At 64.9% G+C, this 20,404-nt stretch carries 17 protein-coding genes; 5 read left to right on the top strand and 12 right to left on the bottom strand.

Annotated elements, in window-relative coordinates; genetic code table 11:
• The first annotated feature begins 3 nt into the window (after window positions 1-3).
• Both MYCSP_RS04715 and MYCSP_RS04710 read left to right on the top strand, forming a co-directional pair.
• Complete coding sequence (locus MYCSP_RS04715; protein WP_088413290.1) at window positions 4-798, top strand: enoyl-CoA hydratase family protein; 795 nt, start codon at window positions 4-6, stop codon at window positions 796-798.
• A gap of 86 nt (window positions 799-884) precedes the next feature.
• Window positions 885-1,487, top strand: coding sequence for a DUF1707 SHOCT-like domain-containing protein (locus MYCSP_RS04710; protein ID WP_070912913.1), 603 nt, complete (start codon window positions 885-887; stop codon window positions 1,485-1,487).
• On the opposite strand, the gene MYCSP_RS04705 is transcribed toward MYCSP_RS04710, so the two are convergent.
• From MYCSP_RS04705 to sfnG, 8 genes are all read right to left on the bottom strand, one after another.
• Entirely contained in the window at window positions 1,441-2,676 is a 1,236-nt protein-coding gene (locus MYCSP_RS04705) for a cupin domain-containing protein (protein WP_088413289.1), read from the bottom strand. The genes MYCSP_RS04710 and MYCSP_RS04705 overlap by 47 nt on opposite strands.
• A gap of 310 nt (window positions 2,677-2,986) precedes the next feature.
• Window positions 2,987-3,490 carry an LppU/SCO3897 family protein gene (locus MYCSP_RS04695; protein WP_005092827.1) on the bottom strand — a complete coding sequence of 168 codons (504 nt, stop codon included), beginning with the start codon at window positions 3,488-3,490 and terminating at the stop codon, window positions 2,987-2,989.
• 496 nt (window positions 3,491-3,986) lie between these two features.
• Window positions 3,987-5,840 carry an ABC transporter ATP-binding protein/permease gene (locus tag MYCSP_RS04685; protein ID WP_088413287.1) on the bottom strand — a complete coding sequence of 618 codons (1,854 nt, stop codon included), beginning with the start codon at window positions 5,838-5,840 and terminating at the stop codon, window positions 3,987-3,989.
• 32 nt (window positions 5,841-5,872) lie between these two features.
• Complete coding sequence (gene purH / locus MYCSP_RS04680) at window positions 5,873-7,453, bottom strand: bifunctional phosphoribosylaminoimidazolecarboxamide formyltransferase/IMP cyclohydrolase (protein WP_088413286.1); 1,581 nt, start codon at window positions 7,451-7,453, stop codon at window positions 5,873-5,875.
• Entirely contained in the window at window positions 7,423-8,121 is a 699-nt protein-coding gene (gene purN, locus MYCSP_RS04675) for a phosphoribosylglycinamide formyltransferase (RefSeq protein WP_407661596.1), read from the bottom strand. The genes purH and purN overlap by 31 nt, the downstream gene beginning before the upstream one ends.
• Window positions 8,118-9,455: a cell division protein PerM gene (locus MYCSP_RS04670; RefSeq protein WP_088413285.1), complete on the bottom strand. Its 1,338-nt coding sequence runs from the start codon at window positions 9,453-9,455 to the stop codon at window positions 8,118-8,120. The genes purN and MYCSP_RS04670 overlap by 4 nt, the downstream gene beginning before the upstream one ends.
• A gap of 60 nt (window positions 9,456-9,515) precedes the next feature.
• A complete protein-coding gene (locus MYCSP_RS04665) occupies window positions 9,516-10,535 on the bottom strand; it encodes a DUF5336 domain-containing protein (protein WP_083016136.1) in 1,020 nt (339 codons plus the stop codon).
• Window positions 10,536-10,650: 115 nt separating this feature from the next.
• The gene (gene sfnG, locus MYCSP_RS04660; protein ID WP_070912919.1) at window positions 10,651-11,772 is read right to left on the bottom strand and encodes a dimethylsulfone monooxygenase SfnG; all 1,122 of its coding nucleotides are present in this window, start codon (window positions 11,770-11,772) and stop codon (window positions 10,651-10,653) included.
• 119 nt (window positions 11,773-11,891) lie between these two features.
• On the opposite strand from sfnG, the gene MYCSP_RS04655 reads away from it, so the two are divergent.
• Window positions 11,892-12,740, top strand: a complete 849-nt coding sequence (locus MYCSP_RS04655; RefSeq protein WP_083016128.1) for an LLM class F420-dependent oxidoreductase — start codon at window positions 11,892-11,894, stop codon at window positions 12,738-12,740.
• Here MYCSP_RS04655 and MYCSP_RS04650 read toward each other — a convergent pair.
• Window positions 12,737-13,336: a hypothetical protein gene (locus tag MYCSP_RS04650; protein ID WP_088413284.1), complete on the bottom strand. Its 600-nt coding sequence runs from the start codon at window positions 13,334-13,336 to the stop codon at window positions 12,737-12,739. The genes MYCSP_RS04655 and MYCSP_RS04650 overlap by 4 nt on opposite strands.
• Window positions 13,337-13,625: 289 nt before the next feature.
• Here MYCSP_RS04650 and MYCSP_RS04645 point away from each other — a divergent pair, with 289 nt between their 5' ends.
• On the top strand, window positions 13,626-14,156 hold the full coding sequence (locus tag MYCSP_RS04645; protein WP_088413283.1) for an STM3941 family protein: 531 nt from the start codon (window positions 13,626-13,628) through the stop codon (window positions 14,154-14,156).
• 141 nt (window positions 14,157-14,297) lie between these two features.
• Here the strand turns inward: MYCSP_RS04645 and sucD are convergent, their stop codons facing one another.
• Both sucD and sucC read right to left on the bottom strand, forming a co-directional pair.
• Complete coding sequence (sucD, locus tag MYCSP_RS04640) at window positions 14,298-15,200, bottom strand: succinate--CoA ligase subunit alpha (RefSeq protein ID WP_070912923.1); 903 nt, start codon at window positions 15,198-15,200, stop codon at window positions 14,298-14,300.
• Between the two features lie 35 nt (window positions 15,201-15,235).
• Window positions 15,236-16,405 (bottom strand): ADP-forming succinate--CoA ligase subunit beta, encoded by a 1,170-nt coding sequence (gene sucC, locus MYCSP_RS04635; RefSeq protein ID WP_083016117.1) that lies wholly within the window; start codon window positions 16,403-16,405, stop codon window positions 15,236-15,238.
• A gap of 423 nt (window positions 16,406-16,828) precedes the next feature.
• On the opposite strand from sucC, the gene MYCSP_RS04630 reads away from it, so the two are divergent.
• The gene (locus MYCSP_RS04630) at window positions 16,829-17,875 is read left to right on the top strand and encodes a M23 family metallopeptidase (protein ID WP_070912925.1); all 1,047 of its coding nucleotides are present in this window, start codon (window positions 16,829-16,831) and stop codon (window positions 17,873-17,875) included.
• A 61-nt stretch (window positions 17,876-17,936) separates the two neighbouring features.
• Here MYCSP_RS04630 and pcrA read toward each other — a convergent pair whose 3' ends face one another.
• A complete protein-coding gene (gene pcrA, locus MYCSP_RS04625; protein ID WP_162266309.1) occupies window positions 17,937-20,270 on the bottom strand; it encodes a DNA helicase PcrA in 2,334 nt (777 codons plus the stop codon).
• Window positions 20,271-20,404: the final 134 nt, after the last annotated feature.

Genomic DNA, 20,404 nt, shown 5'->3' with positions numbered 1-20,404 from the left:
CGAATGGCGAACGAATCCCAGGCCCTGGTCCAGTACGACGTCGAGGGCCGCGCCGCCCGCCTGACGCTCGACTCGCCGCACAACCGTAATGCGTTGTCCAGCGGGCTGGTACGACAGTTGCGGGCGGGGCTACAACGGGCTGCAGCCGACAAGACGGTGCGCGCCGTGGTGCTCTCCCACACCGGCAACACCTTCTGCGCGGGCGCCGATCTCTCGGAAAGCACAGGGGCTGCATCCGACCCCCAGGACATAGCCAAGGATCGGGCCGGTCAGCTCACCGCGCTGCTGCGCGACATCCTGGAGCTGCCGCTGCCGGTCGTGGTCGCGGTGAACGGCCATGTGCGGGCCGGCGGCTTCGGCCTGGTGGGCGCCGCGGACATCGCGGTGGCGGGGCCGGACAGCACCTTCGCTCTGACCGAGGCGCGCATCGGCGTCGCGCCCTCGATCATCTCGCTGACGCTGTTGCCCCGGCTCACCGGACGGGCGTCCGCGCGCTACTTCGTCACCGGCGAGAAGTTCGACGCGCGGGTGGCCGCCGAGATCGGATTGGTGACCACGTCCGTCGACAGCCCCGAGGCCGTCGAAGCGGCGGTCACGTCGTTGGTGGATGACATCGCGCTCGGTTCACCGCAGGGGCTGGCCGAATCGAAGAAGCTCACCACCGCACCGATCCTCGCCGATTTCGATGCGCGGGCAGTCGAGTTGACCGAAACCTCGGCGCGTTTGTTCGTCTCGCCGGAGGCGCAGGAGGGCATGTTGGCGTTCCTACAGAAGCGTCCTCCCGCCTGGCAGGTGTGAACCAGTCGGCACTACGCGTGTAGTGCGCTGAGCAACACGAATGAACCGCGTGCCTTTAAGCGCCGTTCGTCGTAGGCTCGGCGGTGATGAGCAACCTCCCTGAGCGGGTTACCGCATCGATGCGGGCCGCAGACGCCGATCGCATGCGCGTCGCGCAGCTGTTATCCGATGCCGCCGCGCAGGGTCGGCTGGAGCTCTCTGAATTCGAGGAACGCCTCAAGAAGGTGTACTCGGCAAACACTTATGGTGAGCTTGATCAGCTCAGTGCGGATCTGCCGGCGGTCGCCACGTCCCAGGTTCGAGGTCAAGACAGCAAGCCAGCACCGTCGACGGTGCTCATGGCGATCATGAGTGGTTTCGAGCGGCGTGGACGCTGGAACGTACCCGGCAAGCTCACTTCATTCGCGCTGTGGGGCGGCGGCGTGTTGGATCTGCGCTACGCCGACTTCACCTCGAATGAGGTTGAGATCCGCTCCTTCTCCATCATGGGCGGACAGACGATCTTGTTGCCGCCGGAGGTCAACGTGGACGTCAAGGGCGTCGCGGTGATGGGTGGCTTCGATCACTCGGCGAGCGGCAATGGCGTGCAGGGCGCTCCGCACGTGACGGTGAAAGGGTTCTCGCTGTGGGGTGGCGTGAACGTCAAGCGGAAGCGGCGCAAGCGGCGCGAGTCGCTGGAAGAGCGCTAACGAGATCCAGCGCGCCGAACCGCCACAGCGCGTTCGCCACCTGACGGCGTCGGTCGTCATCCAGTTTCGCCGCAAGGACGCCGTCAAGTTCATCGGCCGTGAACTCACCGGCGAGCGCTAGAAGTTCGTCAAGATCCAAGGCGCCGCCAAACGCGATATCCCGTCCGCGAGCCACAAGGTGAGTTCTCTGCGCGCCCGCGACACATTCCACCACTCCGGGGTACGCCCAGCCGAATACCGCATCCGCAGGAGGAGCTCCGGTTCGCAACGCGGCCACCTTCGGCGCGCGCAGGTATCCCGCGGTGCGCTGCTTGGCCGCGGCCAATTCCATGGTCGTGGCCAATCCGGTGAGGGCCTCGGGATCGCGGAGCGCGTCCATGACCGTCCGGCTGACATCAGCGAAGCTGCATGGCTCGCCCGCTTCCTCAAGCCGCGCGCCAAAGTGGCCGACCATCAAGTCCGAGAAGGATTTCCGGATGTCGGACGGAAAGAGCGTGACTCCCAGGAACATCGACGGACCCGCGTTGCGAAACAGGTGATAGCGCCCCCTGGGAATGCACACGAAGTCCCCGGGCCGCAGGGTGTAGCGGCTCGCCCCGGGGAGCAGCCGATCGAAGTCGAACGAGACCTTGCCCAACGACGGATTCTCGAAGAGCCGATGGTGATCGATGCCGTCGGAGGGCCACACCCAAAGTTCCTTGGTACCGGGCCCCAGATGGAAGATGAGGGACGGTTCGTCGTCCTTGTGTATGCCGAAGGGCGTCCATTCCACATCGGCGATGAATGTGTAGATGTCCGCACCGGACACCAGGTCTCGACCCGGGGCGAGGCTGCGCACCACCGACTGCGCGAGTGCGGCGAGCCCCAGATCCCATGAGGAGACGTCGTTGATGGCGACGCACGCCGGACGACCGTCGGCACCGCCGGCGAGCCACTCGGTCAGCGGCTGTCCGTCCCCGGGCGCAGTACGCGACAGTTTCTCGGTGAGCCTGAAGTCGAACTCGCTACCCCGGAACCCACGCAGCCGCAATCCCTTTCCTCCGGCGGCTGCCGCTGAGGCCACCGCTGCCGCGATCCGTGCGGTGATCGCGGCAGGCTCGGATACCAGGCCGGGCAGTAAGACCGTCTCCTCATAGCGAGGAGCCTGATCGGTGACGAATTCTTGCCAGCGAGGGTCCTCGATGAACACAGTTAGCCTCCGTGCTTGCGTCCGGGCGTGAGCGGCCAGTGGGACGACCGCCCACGCCCGGCGTCCACTCTTAGTGGCTGGCAACCATTTCCGTCGCGGTGACGATTTCCTCGTCTTCGACAACGATCTCTACAGCGATATCGCGCATGGTGATTCCTTTCATTCGATGGTCAGGAACTCCGCGGTGACATCCGTCGCATGGCGCCACCGCGATCGACGCGCACCCAGCCTGCGGGCACCGTCACTACATCAGTCGTACGCCGGTGACCAAAAGTTCCCGGCGCCCTTCCGCCCGGGCGACGTGTCGGAGTTATCCGGTCGGTAGGGCCAGGCAGTAGGTCCGCGGTGGAGCCGAGTAGCGCGAGGGCGTCGTATCCTCTGGACAACGCTTCTCGTCATCCAGTTCGAACCGCTGCACCACCCGATATGCGTTCTCTCCGGCCTTCGCGCAGTCGACCAATTGGGTGCTGCCGCCGGGCCCGCCCTGTTGATAGCAGTGCCCCACAACAAGATTCTTCGCCAGGCAGAGCTTCCCCACCGCCGCATCCTTGATGGTGATGCTGTACTGGGTGTACTTCCCGTCGGAGCATTCGGCGCTCGCGTCGATATGCAGGCCGACCGTGTAGCTCGGGTCCACCTCGCAGCCAGTCTTGGTCAGGTCGGTGCCGCTCTTGCCCTGGCTCATCGTCACGCAGTCACCGACCGCGAAGCTGTCCAGCTCCTTCTCCGCCGAATGGCGGCTACGTTCCTCGGCCCTGTGCTCACGCAAGACAAATCGGCCCGCTGCGAGTGCAATCGCCAGGATGACGCCCATGACGGTCCAGAATTTTCTGTTCTTCCACCACGTCGGTTTTTCCGGCGTTGCAAGGACGGGCTGCGATAGGTGTGGTTCGGTCATTTCGGCCTCTCAGTCTGAACTCCGGCTATCAGCATCGATCGGACGTAGCGAACCTCGCAGCGCAATGGACCACGTCCGGCTATTCGACATCTTCCCCGGCCCAACGAAGTTTCCTTGCGCGATATACAGCAACATAGACATCCGTGCCTGCCATATATACGTGCATGCATCACCCCGCATCCATCGATGCTGCCCCGATCTAGCGAAATAGTGACATCGATATACAGCCACGTCAACTGGAGAATATGGATTGGTCAGCCAAGCTGAACCATCACCGCCGACCTCGCCACGGCCCTGGAGCGTAGAAACTGGGCAATCTTTCTCAATGTTACCTATGCCCGCCGCGTGAAATCCGGATCAATGATCTTCGAGCATCCGAGATGCTACATTTCGCAAACGATCAGCGAGACGGCTACGCTCCGGTCGCGGACAGTTCCCATGCCCCGGTCCCGGTCAGCACCAACCGCGACTGATGATGACGGTCAATCGTCGACCTGTGCCCCACACTGACCACCGCGCAGGCGGGTAGGCGCTCGCGGATCAACGCATACATCGCATCCTCCAGTCCCTCGTCCAGCGCCGAAGAAGATTCGTCGAGGAACACCACGCGGGGTCGCACCAGCAGCACCCGCGCGAAGGAGACCCGCTGCTGCTCCCCCAGTGAGAGCACGGCCGCCCAGTCCGCCTCGTCGTCAAGTCGTTCGGTCAGGTGACCCAGCGCGACGTCGCGCAGTGTTTGCTTCAGCTCGTCGTCCGCAACTTCCTCGACCGGAAGCGGATACACAACCGTTTCACGCAGGTTGCCCAGCGGAAGATAGGGCAGTTGCGGCAGGAACAAGGTCGCCCATCCGTCGGGGCGTGCCACCAATCCGGAAGTCTGCGGCCACAGCTGAGCCAGGCTGCGCAGCAGGGTGGTCTTCCCACATCCCGAGGGCCCCTTCACCACGACGCTGCCACCCGGGGCCAGTGCCAGGTTGAGGTCGGTGATCATGTCCTGTCCCTGCAGGTTTCGCACCCCCACGTCGGTGAGGGTCAGGGTGTCGTCCGCATCGGTCAAGGCGATACGCGGCAACTCGCGTGCTCGATGATCGCTGTCCAGCATCTGATCGATACGCAGCAGCGCCGCACGATAGACGGTGAACTCGTCGTAGGCGTCCCGGAAGAAGGACATTGCGCCACAGACATTTCCGAATGCCGCCACAGTCTGCAGTAGATCACCGACCTTGATCTGACCGGCGAAGAATCGAGGCGCCTGCACCGCATAGGGAATCATCCCGGTGGTCACATCGCCCACGCCCCGGTTCCATCCGTTGAGGCGCAGTTGCGCGAACACGATGCGCCACATGTTGGCGATGATTTCGTTGAATCGCGAATGCAACAACCTGCGTTCACGCTCGCCACCACGATAGAAAGCGACCCGTTCCGCGCTGTCGCGCAGCCGCACCAGCGCATAGCGGAAACTGGCGCCGAACCGTTCGTTCAAGAAGTTCAACCGCACCAGCGGACGCCCGATCCAAAACGCGATGACGGTCACCGCGATCGAGAAGATGAAGGCGATGAACACCATGGCCCGGGGAATAACGTAACCCCACAGCTGCAACGGACCCGAGAGCTGCCACAGCACCCCGGTGAACATGACGATCAGCAGCGTCTTGTTCACCGCGCCGAGGGTCAGATCCACCGACTTGGTGGTGTGGGTCTCGACGTCGTTCTGGATGCGCTGGTCGGGGTTCTCCACCGGCGTCTCCAGAAACCGGTTGCGGTAGAAGGCGTCCTTGCTCATCCAGTCGTCGACAAGGCGGGTGTTCAGCCACACCCGCCAGCGGATGGCGAACACCCTGCGCAAGAACAGATCCACCACCGTGTACGTCACCGTGAGCACTACCAGGATGCCGCTGATCGCGAATGACGTGAAGAACGCCTGCCGCGCGTCGGCCAGCAGCGGTGAGTCATGCGTGACAAGGGCCTCCGAGGCGACCTGCAGCGCATTCATCAGGTCCTTGTACTGATAGGTGAAGATCACCGCCACCCGGGCCATGTACACCGTGTGCCACATGATGAAGGCAAGCAGCACCCAGGTGCGCCAGGTGTCACGCCCCCAGAAAAAGGGTGCGTTCACCCGCCAGAATTGTTGTCCCCATTGGGTGCAACGAGCAATGACGAAGGCCACCGCCAGAAACACCACCAGGGTGATGGCCCAGGCCTGCAGCGTCCACACCAGCGAGCGCAGTGGCTCGCCCGGCCAATCCAAACTGGGCTGAACCATCGGCTCCCCTTCGAAAAGTCCTTAAGGTGCCACTAATGCGCGAAGTGGCGTGCCCCGGTGGTGTACAACGTGATTCCCGCTGCCTTGGCGGCGTCGGTCACCAACTCGTCACGCATCGACCCACCCGGGTGCACGATCGCGCGCACTCCGGCCTGCGTCAGCACCTCCAGGCCATCGGGGAACGGGAAGAAGGCGTCGGAGGACGCCACCGCTCCGGCGACCCGATCCCCACCACGAGACACCGCGAGCCGTGCCGCATCGACCCGGTTCACCTGGCCCATCCCGACGCCGATGGTGGCACCGCCGGAGGCGATGACGATGGCGTTGGACTTGACGGCACGGCCGGCCTTCCACGCGAACGCCAAGTCTGCCAAGGTGTCCGCATCGGCAGCGGTACCGGCCACCAGCGTCCAGTTCGCCGGATCGTCACCCTCGGCATCGAGCGCGTCACGCTCCTGCACCAGCAGGCCACCGGTGATCTGGCGCCACTCGGTGCTGCCCGACTGGTGCTGGGCGGCGCGCAGGAGGCGCACGTTCTTCTTGCGGCTCAGCACCTCTACCGCACCGTCGGCGTAACCCGGGGCGACGATCACCTCGGTGAAGATGTCGGCGACGCGCTCGGCCATCTCCACACTCACCTCACGGTTGACGGCGATCACACCGCCAAAGGCGCTCAACGGATCACACTCGTGAGCCTTGAGATGGGCGTCGGCAATGGAGATGTCCGACACCGCGATTCCGCACGGGTTGGCGTGCTTGATGATGGCCGCGCATGCCTTGTCCTGATCCCACGCGGCGCGCCACGCGGCATCGGCATCCGTGTAGTTGTTGTACGACATCTCTTTTCCGTGCAGCTGCTCGGCCTGCGCCAGGCCGTGCCCCGCGGCGCCGACGTACAGGGCCGCCTGCTGATGCGGGTTCTCGCCGTAGCGCAGCACCGCCGAGCGGTTCCACGTCCCACCGATCCACGAGGGCAGCGTCGCGTCCTCGGGTTCCGCGACGCCGGACAACCAGCCCGCGACAGCCACATCGTACTCGGCGGTATGGCGGAATGCCTTGGCCGCCAGAATCTTCCGTGCCTCCAGGGTGAATCCACCGGCGTTGACGGCGGCCAGCACCTCACCGTATGAGGCGGGGTCCACGACAACCGCGACACTCGGGTGGTTCTTGGCGGCGGCACGCACCATCGAGGGACCGCCGATGTCGATCTGTTCGACGCACTCGTCCTCGGAGGCACCCGAGGCCACCGTGGCGGCGAACGGGTACAGGTTGACCACCACCAGCTCGAAACCCTTGACGCCCAGCTCTTCGAGCTGCGTCAGGTGCTCCTCGCGCCGGGTGTCGGCCAAGACACCGGCGTGCACGTGTGGGTGCAGGGTCTTGACCCGACCGTCCAGAACTTCCGGGAACCCGGTGACCTCTTCCACGGGGGTCACCGGAATCGACGTGGCGGCAATCGTTTTTGCGGTGGAGCCGGTGGATACCAGTTCCACGCCGGCCGCGTGCAGCCCACCGGCGAGCTCTTCCAATCCGGTCTTGTCGTAGACGCTGATCAATGCCCGCCGTACGGGTCGCTGCGTACTCACTTGATGGAGGCCCTTCTTCCGTTCCATGTCAAACCTCTGGTGGCCACTGCGGCCAGCACGTCTACCAGCAGCGCCCGTTCCACGACCTTGATGCGCTCATGCAGGCTCGCCTCGTCGTCGTCCCCGTTCACCGCGACGGGCTGCTGGGCAAGGATCGGCCCGGTGTCCATCCCGGCGTCGACCAGATGCACGGTGCAACCGGTCACCTTGACCCCATGGGCCAGGGCTTCGGGCACGGCGTGTGCGCCGGGAAAGGACGGTAATAGCGCCGGGTGGGTGTTGATCACTCGGCCCAGGTACTGCGAAAGAAACTGCGGTCCAAGAATCTTCATGAATCCGGCGGAGACGACGAGGTCGGGCCGGTGCGCCGCGGTGGCTTCGGCGATCGCGGCGTCCCATTGTTCGCGGGAGTCGTAATCGCCGAGGCGCACCGTGTAGCTCGGGAGCTGTGCCTCGGCCGCGATGTCCAGGGCGGCGCATTGCCGGTCGGTACCCACGGCGACGATCCGGGCGGGGAACTCGCCTGCGGTCGCGTCGAGCAGGGAGCGCAGCAGGGTACCGGTGCCGGAAGCAAGGACGACGACCCGCGCGGGAGCCGAGGGGGCGATATCGACCGACTGAGGGGGCGTCGATGAGCCGCTTGCGCGCAGAGGATCTGGTACCGACACGCCGCTGAGCGTAGCCGGACGGGTCACTTGGCAGGTTCCGGAGGGTCGCTGGGGTCGCTCTCGGGATCAACCCCGGGCTCCGTTTCCGGTTCGATCCCGGAATCCGGCTCTGGGCTCGGCTCGGGATCAACCTCCGGCTCCCACTCGGGTTCGGCCACCACCTCGGGTTCTGGTTCCGTCGCTGACTGAGGCTCCGGCTGTGGCTCGGGTTCGGGTCGTGCCCTCGCCGGCAGCCGAGTGGCTCCACCCAGCATGAACACGGTCAACAGCCCGATGACCAGGAACCAAAAGAACACGCCGGGGCCAAAGGTGCCCTGGTCGATCCCCAGGCGTCCGAAGTTACCCAGCTGACCGCCGGCGAGCTTTCCGACGATCGCCAGGAACGTAGCCGCGAGCAACGCCGCCGCCACCACCTTGTGGACGGCGGTGGGCCACGGCGCGGGGCGGCGCGCGCACTGTTGACCAACGGCCACTCCCGACGCGGCGCCGATGATCATCAACGCCACCCATGCGGGTCCGAGCGGCGGGGTGGGGACCGCCGCCAGGATCGGCACCGCGGGCAGCTGGCCACCGAACACCGCGAACGCGCTGAAGGTCGCGGTCCCCACATGCGCGCTGGATCCGACCGCCAACGCACACGACCCGAGAATCACGTTGGGGGCGTAAAGGATCGCCAGCAGCGTCAGGCTCAGTTGGCCGACGAAATCGTTGGTCACCGAGTACAGCTGATCCATCGTCGACCAGTGGACCACCAGCGACCCGGCCGTGACGGCTGCGGACAGCCCGAACAACGCGAGCACTCCCGCAACGGCGCCGCGGGCGGCGTCCACCGGCCAGGACGGCAGTTCCAAGACGGCCGCAATCCGTCGGCCGACGCGCATCACGACGCCGACAATCGCACCGACCGCGTGCACGGCGAGTACCGAACCGAAGGCACGCAAGGCGTTCGGTGATTGCAGCTGCGTCAGCACCGTCGAGGCATCGTGGATGATCGCCAGCGATATCGCGGTCATCAGCAAGGGCCCGGCGAGGGCCGAGGCGATGACCCACCGGATCACGTACCAGGATGCGGTCGGCGCGATCGTCGAAGCGACGGTTCGCGCCACACCCCACACCATGGCCGCCGTCGGCAGCAGTGGCAGCACCTCGATGACTCGGCCGCCGATGGAGATGGGGACCAGATGCGTGCCCAGCCACATGCTGGCCACCGCACCGAACGTCCCGGTCATGTCGCTGTTGGCTATCACCAACTGCACCAAGACGATTGCCGCAATGATGACCAACGCAACTGCTGACGGGCCAAAGGCAACCGTCAGCAGTGCGCGAGCCTGTGCGGGATTGGCGCGCGAGGGTTGATTCACGCGCCGATCAGGAACCGATGGTCTTCGCGCCAGCGGCTCATCCAAGCCGTGAACACGGTCTTAGTTGGAGGGACGAGAGGTGCCGAACAGATCGTCACCGCTGGCGGAGGCGGAACCACCACCGGTGGCGGCGCCGCCCGGCTGCTCGCCACCGGCCGCCTGGCCGCTGGCTCCACCGAAAGTCGGGTACTGCTGAGTCGGCTGCGACGAAGCACCCTGCTGAGCCGACTGCGACGACGGAGGCGTGAAGCCGGAGCTGCTGAAACCCTGCGGCGGCGTCGGGGGCGCCGACTGCGGCTGCTGCTGGCCGTAGCCACCGTACGACGGCGGCGCGGCGGGAGCGGGCTGCTGCGGCTGGCCGTAACCCGGGGCCTGCGCGGCACCCTGGCCATAGCCCTGGGCACCCTGCTGGCCGTAACCCTGCTGCTGGCCGTAACCCTGCGCCTGGCCATAAGCCTGGCCCTGCTTGGGCAGCTGCTGCTGCGGCTGCTGCTGCGCCGGGGTGTAGTACTGGCTCTGCTGCGGCTGGTACTGGCTGCCGAACGGGTTGGTTGCCGGCGAGGCGGTCTTGGCCTTGACGACGCCCACCTCGCTGAGCAGTGCGTAGACGGCGGCCGCGGCCTGCAGACCGGACACCACGGCGAGCGTGATCAGGCCCCAGCCGATACCGACCTCACCGAAGGCGGATGCGAACGGGTTGCCGAACAGCCCACCCAGCACGAAGAGGAATCCGACGATCGACAGGATCGCAACGGGAGCCTGCTTGTCGTCCTTGCCGGACAGCAGCGAGACGCCCGCGGTCAGACCGGCGATCAGCAGGGCGAACTGCGCGAAACCGAAAACCGGAGACAGCGCCAAAAGGTCGAACCCACCAAAGCTTCCCGATGTTCCGGAGCTGGCCTTGCCGGTGTAGAACGGCCCGAAGCCGGCGATGAAGCCGATCAGGCTCAGCACCAGGACACCACCGGGCAAGTAAACCCCCAGCGCGCCCGTGTTGGGCTCGGCCACAAAAGAAGGGGTGCCGTACGGGTTGGACGGCTGCGCGGGCTGGTATCCGGGCCCACCGGTCGAATACGTCATTACATCTCCTACATCACGGTTTCGGTCGTGGTCTCGGGGTAGATCGCCTCCACGCTACTGCACCCGGCGCCGGTACGGACGCAGACAACGTTAGACACGGCCGAGGCAGCATCCGTTAGCTCAAAACCGGTACCCGGTATTCGCTGAGGGTTTCCTGAGAGTCGGCCGCCTCGATCTCGCGGACCAGCGGCAGCACCTTTGCCCCGAAGTATTCGATCTCCTCCTGGAAATGCAGGAAGCCACCCAGAATCAGGTCCACGCCCCGGCGGCGATAGGCGACTATCCGCTCGGCGATCTGCTCAGGGGTACCGATGAGCTGGGTGCGGAATCCGTCGTTGTACTGCACGAGGTCCTCGAACGAGGAATCCGCCCACATCCCCTTCTTGTCCCCGGTGGCCGAACCTGCCTGCTGCACCGCGTTGCGGAAGCCCTCGACGGCGGGGCGGTTGGCCTTCGCCACGATTTCCCTGAGCACGTCGCGCGCCTCGGCCTCGGTGTCCCTGGCGATGATGAAACCGTTGAGCCCGATGCTGACTTCACGCCCTACGGTGCGGGCGTGGTCCCGAACCTCCACGATCTGGTCGGTGATGCCGGCAAAGTCCTTGCCGTTGGAGAAGTACCAATCGGAGTACAGGCCGCCGTTGCGCCGCGCGGCCGTCGAGTTGCCTCCTTGAAATAGCTCCGGGGTGTGAATCGGCTTCGGTTTCAACGTGAAATCGTGGATCCGATAGAAGTCGCCCCTGAAATCAACACTGTCGTTCGTCCACAGTTCGCGCAACACCTGCAGGAATTCGGCGCTTCGCCGGTACCGCTCGTCGTGTTCCAACCAGGGTTCGCCCAGATGGGTGAACTCGTCCTTGAACCACCCGGAAACCACGTTGACGGCGAAACGGCCACCCGAGAGCTGGTCGGCCGTGGCGCCCAATTTGGCGAGCACGCCCGGCTGCCAGAAGCCGGGGTGCACAGCGGCGATCACCTTGAGCCGCTCGGTTGCCAGTAGCAATGCCAGGGAGAAACTGGTGGATTCGTGCTGGTACTCGGCGCCGTAGCTGGCCTCGTAACGCACCTGGGTGAGCGCGTACTCGAAGCCGTTGTTCTCGGCTGTACGCGCCAGGGTCACGTTGTAGTCATAACCCCAGTCCGTGCGCTGCTCGATGGTGCTGGTAACCAGCCCACCACTGACGTTGGGCACCCAGTAGGCGAATTTGACGTGGTCGGCGATCCGTTCGGTCGTCATGGGGGTATGCAAACAGCGAACCCGTGCGGTGGTCATCCGTCTGGCTCACCGTGATCCGTTCCCCGTCCGATGTGACCCCCACCCTCGACAACAAAACTGGAACACGTTCTAATTGGTGGATGGACTACGGGCTCGTTCTGTTCACCAGTGACCGCGGCATCTCGCCGGCCATCGCCGCCAAGGCCGCCGAGGACGGCGGGTTCAGCACCTTCTACGTTCCCGAACACACACATATCCCCATCAAGCGAGAGGCCGCTCACCCCGGCACGGGCGGCGCGGAACTACCCGACGATCGCTATATGCGCACCCTTGACCCCTGGGTGTCTCTCGGCGCCGCATGTGCGGTGACGTCCAAGATCCGGCTGGGTACCGCCGTCGCCATCCCGGTCGAGCACGATCCCATCACTCTCGCCAAATCGATTGCCACCCTTGACCACATGAGCGCCGGACGGGTCACCGTGGGTGTCGGATATGGCTGGAACACCGACGAGCTGGCCGACCACAACGTGCCCGCAGGGCGTCGGCGGACCATGCTGCGCGAGTACATCGAGGCGATGCGCAAGCTCTGGGAAGACGAAGAGGCCAGCTATTCAGGCGAATTCGTCAACTTCGGCCCCAGCTGGGCCTGGCCCAAGACGGTGCAGAAGCACGTGCCGGTGATCGTGGGCGCGGGCGGCACCGAGAAGAACTTCAAGTGGATCGCCAAGAACGCCGACGGCTGGATGTCCACGCCGCGTGACGAGGACATCACCGGAAAGATCGTGGCACTCAAGGAAGAGTGGGCGGCCGCAGGCCGTGACGGCGACCCGCTGATCTACGTACTCGCGGGCAAGCCCGACCCGGAGCAGCTGGCCTCATGGCGCGAATTGGGCGTCACCGAGGCGATTTTCGGAATGCCCGACCGCTCCGAGGAAGAGGTGCGGGCCTACATCGAGCGGTTGTCCGGGAAACTGGCTGCGTTCGCCTAACGCAGGGAGAACGGCGGCAGCGCCGCGAACTTCTGCCCCACCCTGATGGTTGGCGTGATCCTTGCCACCCACCGGCGCAGCCGTGTCAGCGGATGGTCGGGAAACCTTTCGTCCCAACGTATTTCATCGGCAATGTTGTAGGGAATGCCCGGATCGAGATCGGGCGCGTAGGGATGCGGGGGCCACATCTGCGACGGATCACCCACCGCCAGCAGTTCCTCCAGCACGACGGCCTCGCGCACTCCGGTCACGGGGCCCTCCGCGAAGGCCCCGCACACCATCGCGTACGAGTGCGCACGCGGAACGACGATCGATGCCATGAAGGTGAGCCCCTGCGGTGCATCGGTTTTCGGGACCTTCACCACGTACAGCAGGCCCGGCAGCGTGTCGACGCCGACGATGTACGCCTCGATCACGCCCGCACGGCGCTTGAGCACCGCCTCGACAAGCGCGCGACGCACCGCGTCCAGGTCTTCCAACGGCACCGACAGGTAGGCACCGCGGGAGTGCGAGACCCAGAACTGATCGCCGGTCATCGGGTCGTACCAACCGTCCTGACTCGGCACCAGCCCGGACGTGTCGAACGAGAGGTCCACGAATCGAGAAGATAGCCGCTGATCAGCGGTTCCCGTAACGCGTACTCCCATCGTTCATGCATACGTCACGCAATCTCATTGATTGAAACCGGATATCACCTATCAGTAGATCGACAACCTTCGCAGAGACGAAAAGGTGTGGGGCACGACAGATTCCACGAAAAGCACGATCCGGCTCCGCAGAGCGGCACAACCACAACCGCTTGCCTGGGTAATGCGAGATCATCGGTGGCAAACCCGGTCCAATGGGCGTCGAGGCGACCGGTCGGGCCGGATATATCATTTGCCGATGGGTAAATTGGAGGGGTCCGCCGATACCGGCGGTGAGCTGACCATCCCACTGAGCAAAGGAAAGCTGGGACTGATCGCACTTGGCGCGATCGCATTGGTTCCGCTGTGCCTCTGGGTGGTGTTACTCGACGATGCCAGCATCGTTCATCGCACACTCGCGGGTCTCGGCATTCCGCTCTTTGCGGTATGCGGCGTGTTCGCGGTGCGGAAACTCTTCGACACCAGACCGGGACTCATCCTGGGCAGCGAGGGATTCACCGACAACGCGAGCGCCAACCCCGCGGGGTTCGTCCCCTGGACCGATGTCACGGACTTCCATGTCGTCACCATCAAGAGGCAGCGCTGCCTGACGGTGGTGGTCAGGAACCCCGAGGAGTACATCAATCGGGGCGGCGCACTGCGACGGTATTTGAACCGCGCCAACACGCGCATGGTCGGCAGCCCCATCGTGATATCCGCGAATTCCCTGAAGATCTGCTTCGAGGATCTTGTCGCTGCGTTCGAGACGAACCGCCCGAATTTCGCCTAAGTACCCATATCCTGTCGGAGTTCGCGAGCGCATACCGCACGCAGGGCCAGCGCCCGAATCAGCCGCACCAGGTATGCACTCGGCGAAACAACAAGGGCCCCAACCGGAATTCCCGGTCGGGGCCCTTGCACAGGAAACCTGTTACAGGCTCTGCAGGATCTCGCGGGCCAGCTTGGCGGTCTCGGACGGCGTCTTGCCGACCTTCACGCCGGCGGCCTCGAGGGCCTCCTTCTTGGCCTGAGCGGTACCCGAGCTGCCGGACACGATGGCACCGGCGTGGCCCATGGTCTTGCCCTCGGGAGCGGTGAAGCCGGCGACGTAGCCGACGACGGGCTTGGACACGTTGGCCTTGATGTAGTCGGCCGCACGCTCCTCGGCGTCGCCACCGATCTCACCGATCATGACGATGATCTTGGTCTCCGGGTCCTTCTCGAACGCCTCGATGGCGTCGATGTGGGTGGTGCCGATGACCGGGTCGCCGCCGATACCGATGGCGGTCGAGAAGCCGAAATCGCGCAGCTCGTACATCATCTGGTAGGTCAGAGTGCCGGACTTGGACACCAGACCGACCGGACCGGTGCCGGTGATGTTGTTGGGGGTGATACCCACCAGCGCCTCACCGGGGGTGATGATGCCGGGGCAGTTCGGCCCGATGATGCGGGTCTTGTTGCCCTTCTCGACGTTGTAGGCCCAGGCGTATGCGCTGTCCTGCACCGGAATTCCCTCGGTGATGACGACCAGCAGCGGGATCTCGGCGTCGATGGCCTCGATGATCGCGTCCTTGGAGAAGGCCGGCGGCACGAAGGCGATCGACACGTCGGCGCCGGTCTCCTTGATGGCCTCGGCGACACTGCCGAACACGGGTAAGTCGACACTTTGGCCGCTCTTATCCACGTGGGACACGGTGGTTCCGGCCTTGCGGGCGTTGACGCCGCCGACGACCTGAGTACCGGCCTTGAGCATCAGTGCGGTGTGCTTGGTGCCCTCACCGCCGGTGATGCCCTGGACGATGACCTTGGATTCTGCGTTCAGGAATATAGACATTGGTTCAAGCTCCCTTAATCTGCGGTCTCGGCGCTCTAGTTGGATGCGGCCGCCAGGGCGGCCGCCTTGTCGGCGCCGGCGTCCATGGTCTCGGCCTGGATGACCAGCGGATGGTTGAACTCGGCCAGGATCGCCCGCCCCTCTTCGACCTTGTTGCCGTCGAGACGGACAACGAGCGGCTTGCTGGCCGTGTCACCGAGGGTCTTCAGAGCTCCGACGATGCCGTTGGCCACCGCGTCGCACGCGGTGATGCCGCCGAAGACGTTCACGAAGACGCTCTTGACCTGAGAGTCGCCCAGGATGACGTCCAGTCCGGCAGCCATCACCTCGGCCGAGGCGCCACCACCGATGTCCAGGAAGTTGGCGGGCTTCACGCCGTTGTGGTTCTCGCCGGCGTAGGCGACGACGTCCAGCGTCGACATGACCAGACCGGCACCGTTTCCGATGATGCCGACCTGACCGTCGAGCTTCACGTAGTTGAGGTCGTGCTCCTTGGCCTTGAGCTCCAGCGGATCGGTGGCGTCCTTGTCCTCGAACTCGGCGTGGCCGGGCTGACGGAAGTCGGCGTTGCCGTCCAGGGTCACCTTGCCGTCCAGGGCCAGGATCTGGTTGTCGGGGGTACGCACCAGCGGGTTGACCTCAACCAGGGTGGCGTCCTCGCCGACGAAGACCTCCCACAGCTTCTGGATGGTCACCGCGGCGGAATCCAGCACCTCGGCGGGCAACTTGCCCTTCTCGGCGATCTCACGAGCCAGCGCCAGGTCGACACCCTTGACGGCGTCGACGGGAACCTTGGCCAGCGCGTCGGGGTTCTCCTCGGCGGTCACCTCGATCTCCACGCCACCCTCGACCGAGCACATGGCCAGGTAGGTGCGGTTGGCGCGATCCAGCAGGAAGGAGATGTAGTACTCCTCGGCGATATCGCTGGCCTCGGCGACGAGGATCTTCTTGACGACATGGCCCTTGATGTCCAGGCCCAGGATGTTCTCTGCGTGTGTAAAAGCATCGTCGGGGGTGGCGGCGTACTTCACGCCACCGGCCTTGCCACGTCCACCAACCTTGACCTGTGCCTTGATCATCACCGGCTTGCCGATTTCTTCGGCAATCGCCTTGGCGTCTTCGGCGGTGGTGGTAACCCGGCCCGGCGTCGTCGGCACGTTGTGCTTAGCGAACAGCTCCTTGGCCTGGTACTCGAAAAGATCCATCTAGCTAGCCCATCTTCCTCATCGAACGTCGGGGTCGGCACTATTGCACTAGGGACTGTAGCCAAGGCCACAGCGAGGCCCTTCACTACTTCTGAGTAAGTGGCCGAATTCACCACCTGGTCGCTCGCAAAATTCATCGGCCGGCCATCCGCCGGTAGGACTCGAACGGATCTGCAACCGGTTTCAGTTCGGTCACGGGGGCTCCCCATACGACCGTGATCTGTGGTGAGGTAGCCCCTGCGAGATTCGGCAACGATGCCCGGGCTCGGGAGCCCTATCTGCGACTTCGTGACACAAGTCACATTTGAATGCGTATCCACGCATTGAGTTGCGACTCCCCTTGCCCAACCGTTACCTTCTCTTGGGTTAGATCACGTTTTGGTCACGTCAGGTCGTGGCGTCGAACGGAAGACTGGCAGGGTTTTGACACAGCATCGAGCGATACGCACGCGTGGTGGTCGGAGCGCGGAACCAAGCGAGAATGAGATCACCAACATCGTGCCGATCGATGAGTTCGGCCTGAGTGATGCGCTTGACCGCCCCGCACTTGAGGATTACGACGTCTACGAGGACGCCCCGGAAGAGGGCGCCGAGACGCCGCACCAGACAGCTCTGGACCAGCTTGAGCAGGACTGGGAAGAAGACACCGACGAAGCCGACCGGATTCGCGCCTCCATCGAGGCCACCGCGGACTGGTTCGCCGCTTCCGCCGCGCGCACCAGGGACCCGCGCGACACCCCCACCGACAAGCTGCCCCGGATCAGCAGCGGCGGGGTGCACCGTCGCCGCGAGATTGGCCAGGTAGGCAAGACCCGCCTCGCGCTGGTGGCCATGGCTGCCGGCGCCGCGGCCGCCGCCGGATACAGCGCGCTCAGCGAGCACGATGCCGCGACGGCCGCCGACCATCACGGTCTTGCGCTGGGTACCTCCACCACAGCGATGGCCGCCCACGGCCCGCAGTTGATCTCCGCCCCACTGGCGACCGACGCCTCGGTCACCGACGAGCAGCTGGCGAAGGCCACCGCATTCGCGACCGAACGTGCCGACCGTGAGAAGCGGCTGCTGGCTCCGCGCTTCGTGATGCCCACCAACGGCACCTTCACCTCGGGCTTCGGCTACCGCTGGGGCGCCCTGCACGGCGGCATCGACATCGCCAACAGCATCGGCACCCCGATCGTGGCCGCGGCCGACGGTGTCGTCATCGCGACGGGCCCGACTGCCGGCTACGGCGCCTGGGTCAAGATCCGCCACTCGGACGGCACCGTGACGCTGTACGGCCACATCAACACCTGGGAAGTCGCAGTGGGTCAGCGTGTGATGGCCGGCGACCGCATCGCCACCATCGGCAACCGCGGCAACTCCACAGGCCCGCACCTGCACTTCGAGGTGCTGCTGGGCGGTTCGCAGCGCATCGACCCGCAGGGCTGGCTGGCCAACAAGGGCATCACCTTCACCCGCTTCGGCGACTGACTTCCACTTCGATCAACGCCGGGTGTGAGCACTGGAGCTCACCCTCGGCGTTTTTCGTGCCTCAGAGCTTTTGCACCGGCGCGAAGTTGTGCATCAGCTTCACGCGGCCATCGCTACCGAAGTCGATGAGCGACGTGGCGCTCTCACCGACACCGGTCACCTCCATGACGCGCCCCAGCCCGTACTTGTCGTGGCTCACCCGGTCGCCGGGCTCCAGCACCAGCAGCGGCTTGGTCCGCTTCTTGGACGGCGCACCCATCGAGCCGCCAGCCCCTCGCGATCCGCCGGCTCCATAGCCCCCGCCGCCGTAGCTTCCGGCACCGGTCGCGATACGTCCCGGCAGCGGATCGGTGCGCCGCCAGTCGATCAGCTCTTGCGGAATCTCTTGCAGGAAGCGCGATTCCGGGTTCATCATGGGCTGCCCCCACGACGAGCGCACCTTGGCCCGGCTCAGGTACAGGCGCTGACGAGCCCGGGTGATCCCGACGTAGGCCAGCCGTCGCTCCTCGGCCAGCTCCACCGGATCACCCAGCGCCCGCATGTGCGGGAACATGCCGTCTTCCCAGCCGGTCACGAAGACCACCGGGAACTCGAGCCCCTTGGCGGTGTGCAGCGTCATCATGGTGACCACACCGGCAGTGGATTCCGGCAGCTCGTCGGCATCGGCAACCAACGACACCCGCTCCAGGAAGGCCTCAAGGCTTCCCGGGGGCGCACCGACATCCTCGTCGTCGACCGGCAGGTCCGAGCCTGCCGCCTGCGCGTTGGCCGCATCCGCACTGAATTCATGTGCGACGCTGACCAATTCGTTGAGGTTGTCGAGCCGGGCCAGCTCCTGCGGATCGCTGCTGTTCTCCAGCTCGTACCGGTACCCGGTGTGATTGAGCACCGCCTCCACCACGTCACCGATATCGGGTAGCGCTCCCGGGTCGGTGCGCAGGGTGGCACGGATCTGGTCCAGAAGTTCCATGAAGGCGGCAATCGCCTTCTCGGAGCGAGAGTTCAACATCGCGACCTTGCCGGCGGCGGCATCGGCCAGCGCTTCCCCGAAACCGATGCCGGCGGTCTCGGCGTGCACGGCAACACACGCCTCGGCACGGTCCCCGATGCCGCGGCGCGGGGTGTTGAGGATCCGTCGCAGGCTCACCGCGTCACCCGGGTTGGTCAGCACCCGCAGGTAGGCGACGATGTCGCGAATCTCCTTGCGCTCGTAGAAGCGCACTCCCCCGACCACCTTGTACGGGATACCGGTACGGATGAAGATTTCTTCCAACGACCGGGAATTGTTGTTGGTGCGATAGAACACCGCCACGTCGCCGTAGTTGGCGTCATTGCGATCGAAGAGTCCGTCTATCTCGCGGGCGATGAAGGACGCCTCGTCGTGCTCGTTGTCCGCGACGTAACCCACGATCAGCTCGCCCTCGCCGGAATCGGTCCACAGCCGCTTTTCCCGGCGATTCGAGTTCTTGGCGATCACCGAGTTGGCGGCGCTCAATATGTTCTGCGTGGATCGATAGTTCTGTTCCAGCAGAATTGTTTTCGCGTTCGGGTAGTCGCGCTCGAATTCCTCGATGTTGCGGATGGTGGCGCCACGGAACGCGTAGATGGACTGGTCGGCGTCACCCACCACACACAGCTCGGCAGGCTCCGGCCCGTCCTCGTCCTGAGTGTGCGCTCCGGTGAGCTCGCGCACCAACACGTATTGGGCGTGGTTGGTGTCCTGGTACTCGTCCACCAGAATGTGCCGGAACTTGCGGCGGTAAAACTGCGCGATCTGCGGGAACTGTTGCAGCACGGCCACGGTCTCGCCGATCAGGTCATCGAAGTCCAGGGCGTTGGCGGCGCGCAGGCGCCGCTGGTACTCCCCGTACACGTCGGCCACGATGCGACGCAGCTCTCCGGCGTCATCGTCGGCGGTCAGGTTGGCCACCGCCTGCTCGGGTGAGATGAGCTCGTTCTTCAAGTTGGAGATCGCCGTGGCCAGCAGCCGCGGCGAGTAGCGCTTGATGTCCAGGCCCATGTCGCGGCCGATCATCTGCAACAGGCGCCGCGAGTCATCGGAGTCGTAAATCGAGAAGTTGGAGTTCAGTCCGGGCAGCAGGGCGGCCTGATTCCTCAGGATTCGCACGCAGCTGGAGTGAAACGTCGACACCCACATGGACTGCACACGGTTGGCAACGATTGCGGCGACACGCTCACGCATCTCGGCGGCGGCCTTGTTGGTGAAGGTGATGGCCAGGATCTGGCCGGGGCTGACGTCCCGCTCGGCCAGCAGATAGGCGATGCGGCGGGTCAGCACCGCAGTCTTGCCTGACCCTGCACCGGCCACGATGAGCAGCGGCGAGCCCTGATGGGCGACGGCGGCCCGCTGCTGGGGATTCAGGCCGTCGAGCAACGCATCGCCGGAGGAACTCGAGTCGCTGGGCATATCGAAAAGTGCGGGCTCGGGGAGGGCCGATGAGCCGCGTGCGCGAAGAGAATCAGGTGTAGCCATGACCGGTCTAACTTACCGCTGACGAGGGACAATCT

The sequence above is a fragment of the Mycobacteroides saopaulense genome (assembly GCF_001456355.1).
In the GTDB taxonomy this organism is placed as follows: Bacteria; Actinomycetota; Actinomycetes; order Mycobacteriales; family Mycobacteriaceae; genus Mycobacterium; species Mycobacterium saopaulense.
This window is presented reverse-complemented; position numbering and strand designations above follow the sequence as displayed.